Here is a 15314-nt window from a genome sequence, read left to right as displayed (position 1 = left end):
TACGATCAACCGGCTACGTTTAAGTGATCGCGCGGTACGGAAAGCTCAGGCCGCGACGACCTGGCCCTCGACGGCATTGACCAGCGCCTCGGGGTCGAGCGGCTTGGTGACAAAGCCGCTGGCGCCATGAGCCAACACCGCATGGCGGGTCTTTTCCTGGCTGTCGGCCGACAGCACCATGATCGGCACCGGCCGCACGGCACTTTCTTCCTCATGGCGGCGGATGGCGGCGATCGCGTCCAGCCCGTCCATGACCGGCATGTGCAGATCCATCAAGACCACGTCGAAGCGGTCCTTGTGCGCGGCGCCGGTGACAGCCTCGACGGCGGCCTTGCCGTTGCCGACCACCTTGACGCGATGCCCGGCCTTCAGCAGCGTGGCGCGGGCCAGCATGGCGTTGATGTCATTGTCCTCGGCGATCAGCACCGACAGGCCGCGCTGGCGGTTGCCGACGGTGCGCAGCGTCGGCGCGCCGCGCCTTTCCGGCTGCGGCGGGCCGAGGCTCGGAGCATGGCTGCTCAACAGCACACGCAGAAGTGTTCCGCCACGCACCGGTCTGGCCAGGAAGGTTGCGTAGCCGCTGGCGCGGAACTCGCCAAGCATGCCGCGATCGGTCGGCGCGATCAGCGTGATCGCCTCACAGTCGGAGAAACCGCTCTGGCGCAGGCGCTTGAGCAGCCTTCCGTCGCCTTCTTCCATCGCTGCATCGACCAGGATCGCATCGCAGCCGGCGGCGAAAGGCGCGGCCTGTGCGGCAGTGGTGGCGATGTCGACCGCGCCGCCATTGGCGCGGATGGTGCGGGCGATGGCGTCGGCCTCGACGGCGTTCTTCGACAGGATCACCGCGCGTCTGCCCGAGAGAGCATTCTGGTGGCCCTGCGGCGCTTCGGTGGCCGCTATCGCAGGGATTTCGAAGACGAACTCGGATCCCTGGCCGAGCCGGCTGGATACCGAGATCGTGCCGCCCATGGCGGCCACCAGGCGTCTGGAGATGGCAAGGCCGAGGCCGGCCCCGCCATGTGTGCGTGTCGACGTGCCGTCGGCCTGCTCGAACTCCTCGAAAATGCGCTCCAGGTCGGCATCACGCAGGCCCGGACCGGTATCGGCGATGGTGAAGCATATGCGGTCGCTGGTTTCGGTGCGTGCGCGTGCTATGCTCACCAGCACGCCGCCGCTGTCGGTGAACTTGATGGCGTTGCCGATGAGGTTGAGAAGCACCTGCCTCACCTTGCCCGGATCGGCGGTGATCAATTGCGGCACGTCGGGTTCGACATGGCAACCCAGCCCGATATCCTTGGCGAAAGCCCGCGCTGCCAGCAATTCGATGATGTTGTCGGCGATCTCGCGCACCGACATCGGCTGCGGCTCGGGGTCGAAACGCCCGGCTTCGATCTTGGAATAGTCGAGAAGATCCTCGATCAGGGCAAGCAATGCGCTGGCCGAGGTCGAGACGGCGCCGACATAGGTTTGCTGCTCCGGCGACAGGCTGGTGTCGGCCAGCAACCTGGCCATCCCCATGATGCCGTTCATCGGGGTGCGGATTTCATGGCTGACGGTGGCGAGGAAGCGCGATTTGGCCTGGCTGGCATATTCGGCCCGTTCGCGTGCGGTGATCAGCGAGGATTCGGCGCGTTTGCGGGCGGTGATGTCGCGGGCGATGGCGCGGTGCGAAACCGCGCCGCTGTCCTTGTCGCGCACCGACAGTTCGATCCAGGAGAACCAGCGCTGCCCGCTCGGCGTGCTGATAGAGACATCGGTGGAACTCAGGCACTCATGGTCGGAAAAGGCGGCATCGGGAACCATGCCGACCTCGATGCCCAGTTCTGCCAGGGTCTTGCCGGCAAGGTCGCGCTGGTCGATCTCGACGAGATCGGCGAAGACCTTGTTGGCATAGACGATGTAGCCATCGCGGTCGCGATGGATGACGAGATCGCCAAGCGCGTCGATCAGGCCGCGAAAGCGCTCATCGCTCTCCTGCATCTCCCACATGCGGTCGGCCAGCGTCTCGATCTCGGCGCGGCTGCGGGCAGTGGTTTCGTCAAGAAGGGCAGAGGTGCGATGTTCGCTCCGCCTGGCGCGCAGATGCAGGGCAAGACCGGCAAGACCGGTTGCCAGCAATGCGACGCTAATGAAGATTGGTGCCCCGGTCAGATGCGCCAGCCCGGCCACCACCACGATGGCGACGAATGTCAGAAAGGGCAGGCTTTCGCGCCTGGAGAATTCCGGCTCGGGCACCAGCGGCGGGAGCACCGCATCGACGTCGTCGCCAGTGTCCGCCTGTTGGCTGCCGGATTCCGCGATCATGCGAAATCCTTGCCAGACAGAGATTATGGAAAATTGCGGCGGATCGTTCGAATTTTAGCGGATGAGCGCTTTTTGCCGAGGCGCGGCGGGTTTGCCGCAGATCTGGCGATTCCATCCTTCCGGCAGTTGGGCGGAGTCACATACCCACGACGACGCGGCCGCGGATCTTGCCGTCGACGATGTCGCGCGCGGCATCGACGATGCCGTCGAACCCGATGGTGCTGGACAGGCTGGCGAGCTTCTGAAGATCGAGGTCGGTGCCGATGCGGCGCCATGCCTCGAGGCGGACTGCTTTCGGCGCCATCACTGAATCGATGCCGAGCAATGAGACGCCGCGCAGGATGAAGGGCGCGACGCTGGTCGGCAGGTCCATGCCGCCGGCCAGGCCGCAGGCGGCGACCGCGCCGCCATAGGAGGTCATCGAGAGCACATTGGCCAGCGTGTGGCTGCCAACTGCGTCGATGCCGCCGGCCCAGCGCTCCTTGGCCAGCGGCTTGGCCGGCTGGGCAAGCTCGTCGCGCGATATCACTTCGGCGGCGCCAAGGTCGATCAGATAGGGGCTTTCGGCATTGCGGCCGGTGGAAGCAATGACATGGTAGCCGAGGCTGGACAGGATCGAGACCGCGACCGAGCCGACACCGCCGGCCGCCCCCGTCACCACCACCGGGCCGCGATCGGGCAGGATGCCGTGCCGCTCCAGGGCCATGACGCAGAGCATGGCGGTATAGCCTGCGGTGCCGACGGCCATCGCGTCATGCGGGCTGATGCCTTGCGGCAGCGGCACCAGCCAGTCGCCTTTGACACGGGCGCGGCCAGCATAGGCGCCGAAATGGGTTTCGCCGACGCCCCAGCCGTTCAGGATGGCTTTGTCACCGGCGCGCCAGTCGGGATGGGAAGACGAGATGACGGTGCCGGCGAAATCGATGCCCGGCACCAGCGGCCAGCGGCGGATCACCGGCGCCTTGCCTGTGATCGCCAGGCCATCCTTGTAGTTCACCGTCGTTGCCTCGACCGCGATGGTGACATCGCCTTCCATCAGGTCGGCGTCGGTGAGATCGGTCACGGTTACCGACTGCTTTTTCTCGGCGTCACGCGAAACGAGGATGGCTTTGAAGGTTTCGGACATGTCTTTCTCCGCGATCGTGTTTGGCGACATGAACTGTGCGGCGATGGCGGCACGGGGTCAATCCTTCGAAGACTTGGCCTTCGAAGACTTGGCCTTGGAAGGCATGGCTTTGGAAGGCTTGGCGTTGGACGGCCCGGGCTCGCGCCGCCAGCCGAACAGCTCGTCGAAGACGACCAGTGCCGCGCCCACCGAGATGAAGGCGTCGGCAAGGTTGAAGACGGCGAACGACCAGACCGTCGTGTGGAACAGGATGTAGTCGATGACGTGGCCGTAGACGGCGCGGTCGATCAGGTTGCCGAGCGCGCCGCCGACGATCAGCGCAAAGCCGGTGCGGGCAAGGATCTGGGACGGCGCGATCCGCGTCGCCAGGAACAGCACGAAGGCAACGACGGCGAGCGAAATGACGATCAGCCCGGTGTCGCCGAAGGATGAGAACATCGAGAAGGCGATGCCGGTATTGTAGGTGCGAAACAGCGCCAGGAAGGGCAACAGATCAACCTTTTCCTGAAAAGGCAGACCGGCCTCGACCAGGTACTTTATCCACTGGTCGAGCGCGATGGCCGCGACGACGAGCAGTGCGTAGGGAGACCATGATCTCACGGGCAGGCAACCTTCATTGCTGGTCCAGGATTGGCTCGAGCTTCAGCGCGCCGCGCCGGATCTCGAACAGCATGATGCCGGTGGCGACGGCCAGATTGAGCGAATCGGCACGGCCCGCTTGCGGAATCCTGAGCAGCCTGTCGCAGCTCGCAGCCAGGCTTTCGGGCAGCCCCTGCTGCTCGTTGCCCATCATCAGCAGCACGGGCCCGCGGGAAAAATCGACCGAGCGGTAGTCGACGGCGCCTTTCAGGTGGGTTCCGGCGACGAGGCCTGAGAAGCCGCCCCGCCAGGCAAGGAAAGCCTCGGTTGTCGCCTTGGCTACCGGCACGGCAAAGATCGAACCCATGGTGGCGCGCACCGTCTCCACGGAGAATGGATCAGTGGTATCGCCGACCAGAATGACGCCTTTGGCGCCGACGGCATCGACGGTGCGGATGACGGTGCCGAGATTGCCGGGATCGCGTACCCGATCGAGTGCCACCCAGACGTCGCCATTGTCGGCGCGCACATCCTTCAAGGCGAGGAATTTCTGCGAAAAGACGCCCACCACCATTTGCGGATTGTCGCGGCGGGTGATGGCGACCAGCACCTTTTCCGACACTTCTAGCACCATGCCGCCTGCGGCAACGGTGCGTGCGGCCACCTTCTCCACCGCCGCATTGCCGCGCCCGGCTTTGGCGAAAACCAATGTCCTGATCTGCCAGCCGAGATCGAGCGCATCGATGACCAGCTTCAGCCCCTCGGCCATGAAGGCGTTCTGCTGGTCGCGGAACTTCTTCTGAGCGAGCGCCTTGATGTCCTTGACCAGCGGATTGGCGAGGCTGGTGACCTCCTTCACCTGGCCAGGTGCGCCTGCATGCCGCTCGTTCATTCAGCCACCCAACGCGAAAACAATGAGGTCGAGAGCGCCCGGCCGGCGGACTTTTCACGGATGATCAGCTCACCCGATTCAATCTTGCCGCCCATGCCGGCAAACGTATCGCGCATCAAGGCGTGGATGGCGAAGAAGGAGGCGCGGATGGAATAGGCGGTCAGCACCACGGCAAGCGGCTTCGGCGTCAGGATCGCCCGGCAAAGTTCGGTCAAATCAGGCAGGTCCTCGAACAATTGCCAGACCTCGCCCTTGGGGCCACGGCCATAGGCCGGCGGGTCGAACAGGATGATGTCGTAGCGGCTGCCGCGACGCTCCTCGCGCTCGGCGAATTTGACCGCGTCGTCGACGATCCAGCGGATCGGCTTGCTGCCGAGGCCGGCCATCTCCTGGTTTTCACGGCCCCAGCCAATTGCCTTCTTCGAGGCATCGACATGGGTGACCTCGGCGCCGGCGCGAGCCGCCACCAATGAGGCGAGACCGGTATAGCCGAACAGGTTCAGCACCTTGACCGGCCGCTTCGCCGCCGCGATCAGCCCGGCCATGTGATCCCAATGGGAGGCCTGCTCGGGAAAGACGCCGACATGACGAAACGAGGTGAAACGGCCGAGATAGTCGATGCCGTCATGCTTCATCGGCCAGGTCTCGCCGAGTGGCAGCTTGGGAAAACGCCAGCGGCCGATACCCTCCTCGTCGGTGTCGCCGGTGAAGACGGCGTCGGCGCGCTCCCATTCCTTTGCCGGCAAGGCCTTTTGCCAGATCGCCTGGCCCTCGGGCCGTACGATACGGTAGGGGCCATATTGTTCGAGCTTTTGGCCGGTGCCGCTGTCGAGGAGCGCATAATCGGCATTGGGCGCCACTTCCAGGATCACGGGAAGATGTTCGGCGGGCAGAGCGCCTTCGCGGCGGGCCAGGATGCGCGGCGCCGAGTTCGGTTCGGAACGACTTTCCGTCTTCGCCTCATGGCGCTCGCGCGGTGGCGCTTCCGGTCTGGCGGGAGCCTGGCCGGGACGCGGACGTGACACGTCCGCCGCACCCTTCGCGGATGGATGTGGACGGTTGTCGCGGCGTTTGTCGCGAAAAGACTTCAAGCGGGGGCAACTCCGAACGGGGTGGCCGCTTTTGACATAGGGCAACCGGCTTCGCAACCAAGTCCGACAGGTCAGCCTCTCCGGTTCAGGTTGGCCGCGATGGACCAATGTCAAAGAAACAGGCAAATCTACCGGATGTCCCGCTCCGAACGCCTGCTCGACCTGATCCAGTGCCTGCGCCGGCATCGCCGGCCGGTGAGCGGGCAAGCGCTGGCCGATGAACTCGGGATTTCGATCCGCACGCTCTACCGCGATATCGCCACGCTGCAGGGCCAGGGCGCGCCGATCGAGGGCGAGGCGGGTGTCGGTTATGTGCTCAAGCCCGGCTTCATGCTGCCGCCGCTGATGTTCAGCGACGAGGAGATCGAAGCCATCGTGCTCGGCTCGCGCTGGGTCGCCAAGCAGCCGGACCAGCGTCTTTCGGCCGCCGCTGCCAACGCGTTGGCCAAGATCGCGGCTGTCCTGCCGGACGATCTGCGCGAGGATCTCGACGCGAGCACACTGCTGGTCGGCCCTCCCGCCATGGCCATCGAGACCATCGACCTTGGCCTCGTACGGCAGGCCATCCGCAACGAGCGCAAGCTCGGCTTTCTTTACCGCGACGCGGGCGGCGCTGCGTCCGAGCGTGTCGTCTGGCCATTTGCGCTGGGCTTCTTCGACAAGGTGCGGGTGGTGGTGGCGTGGTGCGAGATGCGGCACGATTTCCGGCATTTTCGCACCGATCGCATCACCGAACTCCATGCAACAGACACGCGCTATCCGCGTCGTCGCCAGGCGCTGCTCAAGGAATGGCGGGCAACGCTCGACACGCCGCGTGGTTCGAGATGACTGCTGCCATAATCTGACAGTAGACCATCTTATGGTCGCCAAGTCGAAGCACCGAACCTTGGAGAGCAGTTATGGCCACCCCGAATTTCGTCATCCTCTATGTCGACCAGCCGCAGCAGAGCGGCGCCTTCTACAGCGGGCTGCTCGGCCGTGAGCCGGTCGAAAGTTCGCCGACCTTCGTGCTGTTCGTGCTCGATGCCGGCTTCAAGTTCGGCCTGTGGTCGCGCCACACGGCGGAGCCGGCAGCCGCCACGTCAGGCGGTGGCGCCGAAATCGTGTTTGCGCTGGATACGCCCGATGCGGTCGATGCCGCCCATGCCGACTGGTCCGGGCGCGGGCTGACAATCCTGCAGACGCCGACCGACATGGATTTCGGCCGTACTTTTGTCGCGCTCGATCCCGACAATCATCGCCTGCGCGTCTACTGGCTGTCCGATGGCGAACAGGCCAATGGTAACCATAAATGAGCGCGTATTGGATCGCCGTGGCGTCGGCCGAACATGTCCGGCGGGGCCGCGCAGCCGGCTTCATGCAGGTCAACCACGGCAAGGCGGCACCGCTGCGTCGCGTCAAGCCAGGCGATGGCATCGTCTACTATTCGCCGAACACTGTTTTGGGCGAGAAAGATGGCCTGCAGGCCTTCACGGCGATCGGCACGGTGCGGGAAGGCGAGCCCTATCAGGGCGATATGGGCGCTGGCTTCACGCCGTTCCGTCGCGATGTGGCGTGGGCCAAGGCCGAGGAAGCGCGGATCAAGCCGCTGCTCAACAAGCTCGAATTCACCGTCGGCAAGTCGAACTGGGGTTATCAGCTTCGCTTTGGCCTTTTCGAAATCGGGGATCAAGATTTTCGTGTTATAGCCGAGGCGATGGGCGCCGAGATGGGCGCAACGGCAACTAGGCCGTGAGCGCCTTGTAGACGGCAATGCCGGCGGCAAGATCCTCGAGCGCCGCGCCGACCGACTTGAACAGCGTGATCTCACCGGCGCTCTCGCGACCCTTCTTCTGCCCGCGCGCCAATTCGTGCAGATCGGCGACAATGGTTTCCGGCTTCAGCACGCCGGAGGCCAGCGGCTGGACGATGTCGCCGGCTTCCTTGGTGGCGCCGGCGCGGGTGTCGACATAGACGCGGGCAAGCCTGATCGCGTCGTCATCGCTCTCGCGCATCGTCGGCGTAAAGCCTCCGACCAGGTCGACATGGGTTCCCGGCTGCAACAGCGCACCCTTGATCAACGGCGTGGTGGTGATCGTCGCCGAGGAGACGATGTCGGCCTGCCCAAGCTCGGCATCGAGATCGCTCGCCGCGCTGGCTGCAAAACCCTCGGCGCGCAGGTCGGCGGCGACTTTCTCGGCATTGGCCGGAGTGCGGTTCCAGATGCGGATGGTCTTGATCGGCCGTACGGCCGAGTGCGCCTTGGCGAGGAAGGGCGACAGCGCGCCGGCGCCGACCACCAGCAGCCGCGAGGCATCGTCGCGGGCGAGATAGGAGGCCGCGAGCGCCGAAGCGCAGGCGGTGCGCCACTGTGTCAGCCGCTGGCCGTCGATCAAGGCCTCGGGTTCGCCGGTGGCGCCATTGAGCAGGAGATAGAGCCCCATCACCGCCGGCTTGCCGATGGCATTGTTGTCGGGGGACACGGTGACGATCTTGACGCCGACGTGACTGCCGGCCGATGTGCCCGCCGCGTTGAGATCGGTCCAGGCCGGCATCAAAAGCAGTGTGGAGGCGGCACCATCTGGCCGCTCGATCGTATGATGGTGCCTGACCGGCTGCACCGCACCGTCGCGAAACGCCGTGCGCAGCGTCTCGACCAATCCGGGAAAGGTCAGCGCATGGTCGACCTCTGCGGCCGAAATGGTCAGCATGAAAAACTCCGTAGGGACAAAGCCGCCTGCGGGCGGTTCAAGCGGTCGGCTTCGGCAATGCCGATCCTTGGGCGGACCCTTGGGCCGATCCCTGGGCCGGGCTTTGCGGTACCGCCGGCGCACGGCTGACCGCCTGGCGCAGGTTCTCGGCCTCGACGCCGCGCTGGCGCGCCAGCTTGCGATAGCGGCCCTGCTTGACCCAGGTTGCCAGGCTGCCGACGATCATGCCGATGGCGAGTGCCAGGAACAGGAAGATGAACAGCGGCAAAGTCAGGGTCAGCTTCGGATTGCCGGGGTTGAACGGATCCAGCGTGAAGGCGACCAGTTCGCGGTTGGCAACGGCGAGTGCGATCAGGATGATCGCCAGGGGCACGAAGATCGCGATGAGCATGAAGCGATTGAACATGATGTTTTCCGTCGGAAGCTGGCCTGTCCGAAAGGCCGTCAGGCGCTGACGTCGCGCCTACTTGCCGCCGTTCAGCCTTTCACGCAGTTCCTTACCAGTCTTGAAGAACGGCACCCATTTCTCCTCGACCTCGACGGATTCGCCGGTGCGCGGATTGCGGCCGGTGCGGGCGGGACGATTTTTCACCGAAAAAGCGCCGAAGCCACGCAACTCGACCCGGTTGCCTTCGGCAAGGGCATCGGTGATTTCATCGAAGATGGCGCCGACGATGTTTTCGACGTCGCGCAGGAAAAGATGCGGATTGCGCGTGGCAATAATCTGCACAAGTTCGGACTTGATCATGAGACGGGTCCCCGTGAAAGCAGTGCGGTCAAAATTATGAGGATGATTTTATTTGCTTTTTTCACTTGCCCCAAACGGCGTATCAAGGGTGCCAGACGGAAACGAGACCGTCAAGAAACAAGCGGTCGGCTCCGAGTTCATGGATGACGTCGCCGCTGTAGGCGGGCAGGCCGAGCGCACTGCTGATGGTTTGCGCCATCGCTTTCGAGAACAGGAAGCCGCCGCGCCGTTCGGTATCCTTCCATTCGACGACCTTGAGCTTGGCATCGACGCCCTTGGTGGCCAGCCAGTCGACCGCTACGGCCTCGCCGCCGACAGCGTCGATCAGCCCGTTGGCAACGCCTTGGCGCCCGGTGAATATCGAGCCGTCGGCAAGCATCAGCGCTTGTTCGCGGGTCATCTTGCGGCGTTCGGCGACGATGTCGACGAACCAGTTGTAACTGTCGAGGATGAGTTTGCGAACCATGGCGCGCTCGTCGTCATTGGTAGGCTTGAAGGGAGAGGGCGCGGCTTTCAGCGGCGAGGATTTCACCTCCTCCAGCTTGACGCCGAGCTTGTCCATCAGGCCGCTGACGTCGGGATACTGGATCAGCACGCCGATCGAGCCGACGATCGAGGTCTTGCGGGCAACGATGTGATCGGCGGCACTGGCGATCATATAGCCCGCCGATGCGGCGAGCGTGCCGACTTCCGCCACCACCGGCTTGTCGGCGGCCAGCTTGCGCACTTCTTCATAGATCGATTCACCGCCAACGGTGGTGCCGCCAGGCGAATCGATCGACAGGATCACCCCTTTCACCTTCGATGAAAGACGGATGGTTTCCAGGCGCTTGATCAGTTCCTCGTCCTCGGTGATCGTGCCTTCGATCTTGACCTTGGCAATATGGTCGACCGTCGAGCCGCCGAAATCGTCGCCATAGAACCAGGTTGAAAGCGCAATCACGCCAAGGGCCACGATGCCTATGGCGACAACGCGCCAGAATGTCAGCTTGCGCCGCAAACGGCGGCGGTCGATCAGGTCGTCGGCTCTCAGTGCCATGGTCAGCCTTTCAGTCGGCGGAAGGGGACGCTTTTAGACCATGATCCTCTCATCGGGAAGCAGTTCTCTTTCCGGCATTGTCTCAGTCTGAAGTTTGCGCAAACGGCTAATCCTTTGGCCGAGTTGCGCAAACGCCCTATATACAGGCAAAAGGCATAGGAGATTTCATGATCGCCAAACACACAACCGCCGAAGATATGGCTCGAACTGTAGGCGTCGACCCGAACACATTCCGCCAAGCGTTGCGTAATGTGAAGCACCCTCGGAAACGCAACACTGATTGGGAAGTGAAAATTGGCAGCCCATCGTATTCGGGAATGCGCACCGTTCTTGTTGGTCTCATACAGCGGAAGGCGGCCTGACGCCGACCGGATCTAAAGCCAAAAGCGTCCCGCCGACGTGATCGGCAACGCCGCATACACGATCGACCAGGCTGGCTAGGCGGGGCATCCGACATCTCCCCTCACGTTTTTGGGCAATCACCGCGAGGTCGGGCGGCGAGACAGGCGCTGATAAATTTTACGCCGCGTGTCTGTTTCTGCTATGGAGAACACGCAGTTGTGCGGACTTCGTTTTCGTCTGTACAAAGGCGGTTGTCACACTTTTGCAGTTTTCGTGGGCTTGTGCTTGCTTGAAAGCGCCGGCGTCCCACCTATAGGCGGTGCTCAAGGGCGGGCAGGGTTAGAAGAAAGCAGTGAATGTTAGCGCGACCTATTGAACCAACCAACGCCGAGGCGGTGTTGGCTCCCCCGGCGGGCGGTCGGACGCGCGGCGATGCTTTCGACCGTGCACAGCGTCATTCGCGCCGCGTGCGCGTTCTCAAATTTGCCGTGCCAGTGGCCGCGGCACTGATAGCGGTCGCTTTCCCGGTCTATTCCTATCTCGCCGCACCCGTCGCCGTGAAGGTTCAGGCGGAAGGCACTGCCTTTTCCAACGGCAAGCTGGTGATGGCCAATCCCAAGCTCAACGGTTTCACCAAGCAGAAGCAGCCTTATTCGATGACGGCGCTGCGTGCCATTCAGGATGTCAGCACGCAAGGTATCATCGAGTTGGAAGGCATCGACGCCAAGGTGCCGATCGCGCCCGACAATGTGGCGGCGGTCAAGGCCTCGCACGGCACCTACGATCGCGACGGCAATACGATGAACCTGACCAGCGACGTGACGATCACCACGACCGACGGCATGCAGGCCAAGTTCAAATCGGTCTTCCTCGACATGGGCAAAGGCACTATGAAGACGGGAGATCCCGTCGATGTCAGCCGTGGCGGGTCGCGGATCACGGCGGATACGATGTCGGTCCAGGACAATGGCAAGGTTCTGGTTTTCGAGAACAAAGTGCGCGTCAACATCGATTCCGCCGCCTTGAAGGCGGCACAGGGAAACAGCGGAGAAACCAATGCGGCTCAGTAGTTCGACGCGGCTCGCGGCTGCAACTTCAGCGTTGCTGCTGCTCGGACTCGTGCCGTCATGGGCGCAGACGACCAGTCAATCAGGCCTCAAACTGTCCGGCGACAAGCCGATCCAGATCGAGAGCGACAAGCTGGAAGTCCGCCAGGCCGACAGTGTCGCCATCTTCACGGGCAATGTCAGCGTCGTCCAGGGGCCGACATTGATGAAGGCCGGCAAGATGACGGTCTACTACGTCAAGGACCCCAACGCCGCTGCCAAGGGCACGGAGGCCGCGGGTGCGGCGATGACGGGCTCGGCCAACATCGATCACCTGGAGATCTCCGACAAGGTTTACATCAAGTCGGATGCGCAGGTCGCGACCGGCGATCAAGGCAGCTTCGATATGAAGAGCCAGGTGCTGGTGCTTTCGGGCAAAAAGGTCGTTCTGTCGCAAAACGACAATGTTCTGGTGGGCTGCAAGCTTACGGTGCAGATGAAAAGCGGACTGGCTCAGGTGGATCCATGTGCTGGGCAACGCGTCCAGATGTCGATCACGCCGCCGCCGAAATCGGGAGCGACGAACCCCTGATGGCCAGCCTGTCGTCGTTGACGGCGCGTCTTCCGGGACGGGCCGCCGGCAAGCTTTCGGCGCCGGCCACGGTGACCGTCGATGCGGGAAAGTTCAAGGGAACCCTGATCGCCAAGGGGCTGACCAAGAGCTACAAGGGCCGCAAGGTCGTCAGCGGCGTCACCATCGGCGTGCGCGCCGGCGAGGCCGTTGGACTGCTCGGCCCCAACGGCGCCGGCAAGACGACCTGTTTCTACATGGTTACCGGCCTCGTGCCGGTGGATGAAGGCACGATCGAGATCGACGGCTTCGACGTCACGTCGATGCCGATGTACCGTCGCGCACGCCTCGGCATCGGCTATCTGCCGCAGGAAGCGTCGATTTTCCGTGGGCTCAATGTCGAGCAGAATATCCGCGCGGTGCTGGAAGTGGTCGAAAAGGACCGCAAGGTGCGCGAGCGCAATCTCGACGAACTGCTCGAGGAATTCCACATCAGCCATCTGCGCAAGGCGCCATCCATGTCGCTTTCGGGCGGCGAGCGGCGACGCCTGGAAATCGCGCGAGCGCTGGCGACGCGTCCGGCCTACATGCTGCTCGACGAGCCTTTCGCCGGCATCGATCCGATCGCTGTCGCCGATATCCAGCAACTGGTGCGCCACCTGACAGCGCGCGGCATCGGCGTCCTCATCACAGATCATAATGTGCGCGAAACGCTCGGCCTGATCGACCGCGCCTACATCATCCATGCCGGCCAGGTGCTGACCCATGGCAGGGCCGACGAAGTGGTGGCAAACCCGGATGTGCGGCGACTTTACCTCGGCGAGGGTTTTACGCTCTGAACGGTTCGTCGTTTCACGGAAAACGCCAATCCGCTCCGTCTTTTCGTCTTGACGCAATTCCCAAGGGAAAGCGCTATGCGCTTTTCCGGGAAAACCGTTTCACACTTTTCCTGGAATTGCTCTGAGCGTGAAATTTGTTTCCTGACACGTGCGGTTCGCGCGGCGCTTTTTTCTCGATTTTGCTCCGGGATAACGCTCCGGTAAGCGCGTTTTGCTACCAATTGCCTTGACAAGCAAAAGCCGGGCCAGTTTTTATGGCCGGCTGCAAAATTCTTGCCCGGAAGTCGGGATGCGTAGACGAGGCGTTTGAAACCGAACCATGGCGTTGGCGGCCAAACTACAGCTACGACAATCGCAGTCGCTGGTGATGACGCCGCAGCTGATGCAGTCGATTCGGCTGCTGCAGTTCACCCATGTCGAGCTTGAGCATTTCATCGACGAGGAAATCGAGCGCAATCCGCTGCTGGAACGCGCCGAGCCGCAGGACGATGCCGCCAGCGACCAGGCGCAGAAGATCGAGGCGGAGCCGCAAGCCACCGCCGAAGGCGACTGGTTCGAAAACGAGACGCAGTGGAGCGCCGAGGCGATCTCGGACAAGCTCGACACGTCGCTGGAAAACCTGTTTCCCGACGACCCGGGCACCAGCGAGCGGCTCGGTCCCGACCTGACGGCACAATGGAAGTCGGCTTCGGGCAATGGCGCGGGTTCCTCATCCGAGTGGTTTGATGCGGGCGATATGGCGGCCGCGACGATCACGCTGCGCGACCATGTCGGTGAACAGGTGGCGCTAGCCTTCGCCGATCCGGCTGCACGGCTGATCGCCGCCGAACTCGCCGACGGCCTTGACGAGAGCGGCTATCTGCGTGCCGACCTGGCCGAGATCGCCGTTCGTCTCGGTGCGGATGCCGCCGCCGTCGCGAAGGTGCTGGCGGTGTGTCAGACCTTCGAGCCGGCCGGCCTGTTTGCCCGCGACCTAGCCGAATGCCTGTCGCTGCAACTTGCGGTGCGCAACCGGCTCGATCCGGCGATGAAGGCGCTGGTCGCCAATCTCGAACTCCTGGCACGGCGTGATTTTCACGCATTGAAACGGATCTGCGGTGTCGACGAGGAGGATCTGCTCGACATGCTGGCGGAGATCCGGGCGCTCGATCCCCGGCCGGGCATGGCGTTTTCGGGCGGCGCCAGCGACGCGATCGTCGCCGATGTCGAGGTGCGCGCGGCCAATGACGGCAGCTGGACGGTCGAGCTCAATGCCGAAACGCTGCCGCGGGTTTTGGTCGACCATATCTATTTCGCCCAGGTCTCACCGCAGGCCAAGAACCAGGCGGAAAAGGATTTTCTGGCCGAATGCCTGCAGAATGCAAACTGGCTGACGCGCAGCCTCGACCAGCGGGCAAAGACCATCCTCAAGGTCGCCTCGGAAATCGTTCGCCAGCAGGATGCCTTCCTCGTCCATGGCGTGCGGCAGCTGAAGCCGCTCAATCTGCGCACGGTGGCCGACGCCATCGGCATGCACGAATCGACGGTCAGCCGGGTCACAGCCAACAAATACATGCTGACGCCGCGCGGCGTGTTCGAGCTCCGGTATTTCTTCACCGCCTCGATCGCCGCCTCGGGCGGCGGCGATGCGCATTCCTCGGAAGCCGTGCGTGACCGCATCAAGCAGTTGATCGACGAGGAAAAACCCGTCGACGTGCTTTCCGACGACGCAATCGTCGACATGTTGCGTGAAAGTGGCGTCGACATTGCAAGGCGTACGGTCGCCAAGTACCGGGAAGGCATGAATATCCCCTCTTCGGTGCAGCGCCGACGCGAGAAACGGGCGATGGCCAGCGCCGGGCGCTGAGCGGGTCGATTTTCCACAGGCCGGCACTTCATTGACAAGCCGCGGTGAAGTGGCTAGAAGCCCGCCCGCATGAGACGGGCTAGATGCCCGCATGCGGATGGTCCGTCACGACGTTGGCCTCGGGACGGTCAAAGGGCGGCTTGTGATCAACCGGAAAGTTTGGATTTAAAATCGGCGCAAGTGACGCCGCAAAGCTTGTGC

The 15314-nt window shown here is 63.3% G+C and carries 17 protein-coding genes; 8 read left to right on the top strand and 9 right to left on the bottom strand.

Annotated elements, in window-relative coordinates:
• Window positions 1-45: 45 nt before the first annotated feature.
• From NKJ04_RS11470 to NKJ04_RS11450, 5 genes are all read right to left on the bottom strand, one after another.
• On the bottom strand, window positions 46-2304 hold the full coding sequence (locus NKJ04_RS11470) for a response regulator (RefSeq protein ID WP_352674951.1): 2259 nt from the start codon (window positions 2302-2304) through the stop codon (window positions 46-48).
• Window positions 2305-2440: 136 nt separating this feature from the next.
• Window positions 2441-3430 carry an acrylyl-CoA reductase (NADPH) gene (acuI, locus tag NKJ04_RS11465; RefSeq protein ID WP_352674949.1) on the bottom strand — a complete coding sequence of 330 codons (990 nt, stop codon included), beginning with the start codon at window positions 3428-3430 and terminating at the stop codon, window positions 2441-2443.
• Between the two features lie 57 nt (window positions 3431-3487).
• Window positions 3488-4030, bottom strand: coding sequence for a signal peptidase II (gene lspA, locus NKJ04_RS11460; RefSeq protein ID WP_023812529.1), 543 nt, complete (start codon window positions 4028-4030; stop codon window positions 3488-3490).
• A 13-nt stretch (window positions 4031-4043) separates the two neighbouring features.
• Complete coding sequence (locus NKJ04_RS11455) at window positions 4044-4901, bottom strand: TrmH family RNA methyltransferase (RefSeq protein WP_013529576.1); 858 nt, start codon at window positions 4899-4901, stop codon at window positions 4044-4046.
• Window positions 4898-5992 carry an RsmD family RNA methyltransferase gene (locus NKJ04_RS11450; protein ID WP_352674944.1) on the bottom strand — a complete coding sequence of 365 codons (1095 nt, stop codon included), beginning with the start codon at window positions 5990-5992 and terminating at the stop codon, window positions 4898-4900. Before NKJ04_RS11450 ends, NKJ04_RS11455 begins: the two co-directional genes overlap by 4 nt.
• Window positions 5993-6127: 135 nt before the next feature.
• Here NKJ04_RS11450 and NKJ04_RS11445 point away from each other — a divergent pair, with 135 nt between their 5' ends.
• The 3 genes from NKJ04_RS11445 (at window position 6128) to NKJ04_RS11435 (ending at window position 7727) form a co-directional block, all read left to right on the top strand.
• The gene (locus tag NKJ04_RS11445; protein ID WP_352440856.1) at window positions 6128-6820 is read left to right on the top strand and encodes a helix-turn-helix transcriptional regulator; all 693 of its coding nucleotides are present in this window, start codon (window positions 6128-6130) and stop codon (window positions 6818-6820) included.
• Window positions 6821-6891: 71 nt separating this feature from the next.
• The gene (locus tag NKJ04_RS11440; RefSeq protein WP_352674940.1) at window positions 6892-7287 is read left to right on the top strand and encodes a VOC family protein; all 396 of its coding nucleotides are present in this window, start codon (window positions 6892-6894) and stop codon (window positions 7285-7287) included.
• On the top strand, window positions 7284-7727 hold the full coding sequence (locus NKJ04_RS11435; protein WP_352440858.1) for an EVE domain-containing protein: 444 nt from the start codon (window positions 7284-7286) through the stop codon (window positions 7725-7727). Before NKJ04_RS11440 ends, NKJ04_RS11435 begins: the two co-directional genes overlap by 4 nt.
• Here the strand turns inward: NKJ04_RS11435 and lhpI are convergent.
• The 4 genes from lhpI to sppA all read right to left on the bottom strand — a co-directional run bounded on the left by lhpI (window position 7717) and on the right by sppA (window position 10469).
• Entirely contained in the window at window positions 7717-8682 is a 966-nt protein-coding gene (gene lhpI / locus NKJ04_RS11430) for a bifunctional Delta(1)-pyrroline-2-carboxylate/Delta(1)-piperideine-2-carboxylate reductase (protein ID WP_352440859.1), read from the bottom strand. The genes NKJ04_RS11435 and lhpI overlap by 11 nt on opposite strands.
• 37 nt (window positions 8683-8719) lie before the next feature.
• Window positions 8720-9088, bottom strand: a complete 369-nt coding sequence (locus NKJ04_RS11425; RefSeq protein ID WP_352440860.1) for a DUF1049 domain-containing protein — start codon at window positions 9086-9088, stop codon at window positions 8720-8722.
• A gap of 57 nt (window positions 9089-9145) precedes the next feature.
• Window positions 9146-9430: an integration host factor subunit beta gene (locus tag NKJ04_RS11420; protein WP_006200394.1), complete on the bottom strand. Its 285-nt coding sequence runs from the start codon at window positions 9428-9430 to the stop codon at window positions 9146-9148.
• Between the two features lie 82 nt (window positions 9431-9512).
• On the bottom strand, window positions 9513-10469 hold the full coding sequence (gene sppA, locus NKJ04_RS11415) for a signal peptide peptidase SppA (protein WP_352440861.1): 957 nt from the start codon (window positions 10467-10469) through the stop codon (window positions 9513-9515).
• A 167-nt stretch (window positions 10470-10636) separates the two neighbouring features.
• On the opposite strand from sppA, the gene NKJ04_RS11410 reads away from it, so the two are divergent.
• The 5 genes from NKJ04_RS11410 (at window position 10637) to rpoN (ending at window position 15113) form a co-directional block, all read left to right on the top strand.
• Window positions 10637-10831, top strand: coding sequence for a hypothetical protein (locus NKJ04_RS11410; protein ID WP_127296383.1), 195 nt, complete (start codon window positions 10637-10639; stop codon window positions 10829-10831).
• A gap of 336 nt (window positions 10832-11167) precedes the next feature.
• Window positions 11168-11881: an LPS export ABC transporter periplasmic protein LptC gene (gene lptC / locus NKJ04_RS11405; RefSeq protein WP_352440862.1), complete on the top strand. Its 714-nt coding sequence runs from the start codon at window positions 11168-11170 to the stop codon at window positions 11879-11881.
• Window positions 11868-12449 carry an LptA/OstA family protein gene (locus NKJ04_RS11400; RefSeq protein WP_023812537.1) on the top strand — a complete coding sequence of 194 codons (582 nt, stop codon included), beginning with the start codon at window positions 11868-11870 and terminating at the stop codon, window positions 12447-12449. The genes lptC and NKJ04_RS11400 overlap by 14 nt, the downstream gene beginning before the upstream one ends.
• Window positions 12449-13267, top strand: coding sequence for an LPS export ABC transporter ATP-binding protein (gene lptB, locus NKJ04_RS11395; protein WP_013529586.1), 819 nt, complete (start codon window positions 12449-12451; stop codon window positions 13265-13267). Before NKJ04_RS11400 ends, lptB begins: the two co-directional genes overlap by 1 nt.
• Window positions 13268-13586: 319 nt before the next feature.
• Entirely contained in the window at window positions 13587-15113 is a 1527-nt protein-coding gene (gene rpoN / locus NKJ04_RS11390) for an RNA polymerase factor sigma-54 (RefSeq protein WP_352674935.1), read from the top strand.
• Window positions 15114-15314: the final 201 nt, after the last annotated feature.

This window comes from Mesorhizobium sp. M0618 (assembly GCF_040320765.1).
Lineage (GTDB): Bacteria > Pseudomonadota > Alphaproteobacteria > Rhizobiales > Rhizobiaceae > Mesorhizobium.
This window is presented reverse-complemented; position numbering and strand designations above follow the sequence as displayed.

Excerpts from the sequence above, each read along its gene's own strand:
- NKJ04_RS11470 (WP_352674951.1), bottom strand. The coding sequence starts at position 2,304 with ATGATCGCGGAATCCGGCAGCCAACAGGCGGACACTGGCGACGACGTC.
- acuI (WP_352674949.1), bottom strand. The coding sequence starts at position 3,430 with ATGTCCGAAACCTTCAAAGCCATCCTCGTTTCGCGTGACGCCGAGAAA.
- NKJ04_RS11455 (WP_013529576.1), bottom strand. The coding sequence starts at position 4,901 with ATGAACGAGCGGCATGCAGGCGCACCTGGCCAGGTGAAGGAGGTCACC.
- NKJ04_RS11445 (WP_352440856.1), top strand. The coding sequence starts at position 6,128 with ATGTCCCGCTCCGAACGCCTGCTCGACCTGATCCAGTGCCTGCGCCGG.
- NKJ04_RS11440 (WP_352674940.1), top strand. The coding sequence starts at position 6,892 with ATGGCCACCCCGAATTTCGTCATCCTCTATGTCGACCAGCCGCAGCAG.
- NKJ04_RS11435 (WP_352440858.1), top strand. The coding sequence starts at position 7,284 with ATGAGCGCGTATTGGATCGCCGTGGCGTCGGCCGAACATGTCCGGCGG.
- lhpI (WP_352440859.1), bottom strand. The coding sequence starts at position 8,682 with ATGCTGACCATTTCGGCCGCAGAGGTCGACCATGCGCTGACCTTTCCC.
- NKJ04_RS11425 (WP_352440860.1), bottom strand. The coding sequence starts at position 9,088 with ATGTTCAATCGCTTCATGCTCATCGCGATCTTCGTGCCCCTGGCGATC.
- NKJ04_RS11420 (WP_006200394.1), bottom strand. The coding sequence starts at position 9,430 with ATGATCAAGTCCGAACTTGTGCAGATTATTGCCACGCGCAATCCGCAT.
- sppA (WP_352440861.1), bottom strand. The coding sequence starts at position 10,469 with ATGGCACTGAGAGCCGACGACCTGATCGACCGCCGCCGTTTGCGGCGC.
- NKJ04_RS11410 (WP_127296383.1), top strand. The coding sequence starts at position 10,637 with ATGATCGCCAAACACACAACCGCCGAAGATATGGCTCGAACTGTAGGC.
- lptC (WP_352440862.1), top strand. The coding sequence starts at position 11,168 with ATGTTAGCGCGACCTATTGAACCAACCAACGCCGAGGCGGTGTTGGCT.
- NKJ04_RS11400 (WP_023812537.1), top strand. The coding sequence starts at position 11,868 with ATGCGGCTCAGTAGTTCGACGCGGCTCGCGGCTGCAACTTCAGCGTTG.
- lptB (WP_013529586.1), top strand. The coding sequence starts at position 12,449 with ATGGCCAGCCTGTCGTCGTTGACGGCGCGTCTTCCGGGACGGGCCGCC.
- rpoN (WP_352674935.1), top strand. The coding sequence starts at position 13,587 with ATGGCGTTGGCGGCCAAACTACAGCTACGACAATCGCAGTCGCTGGTG.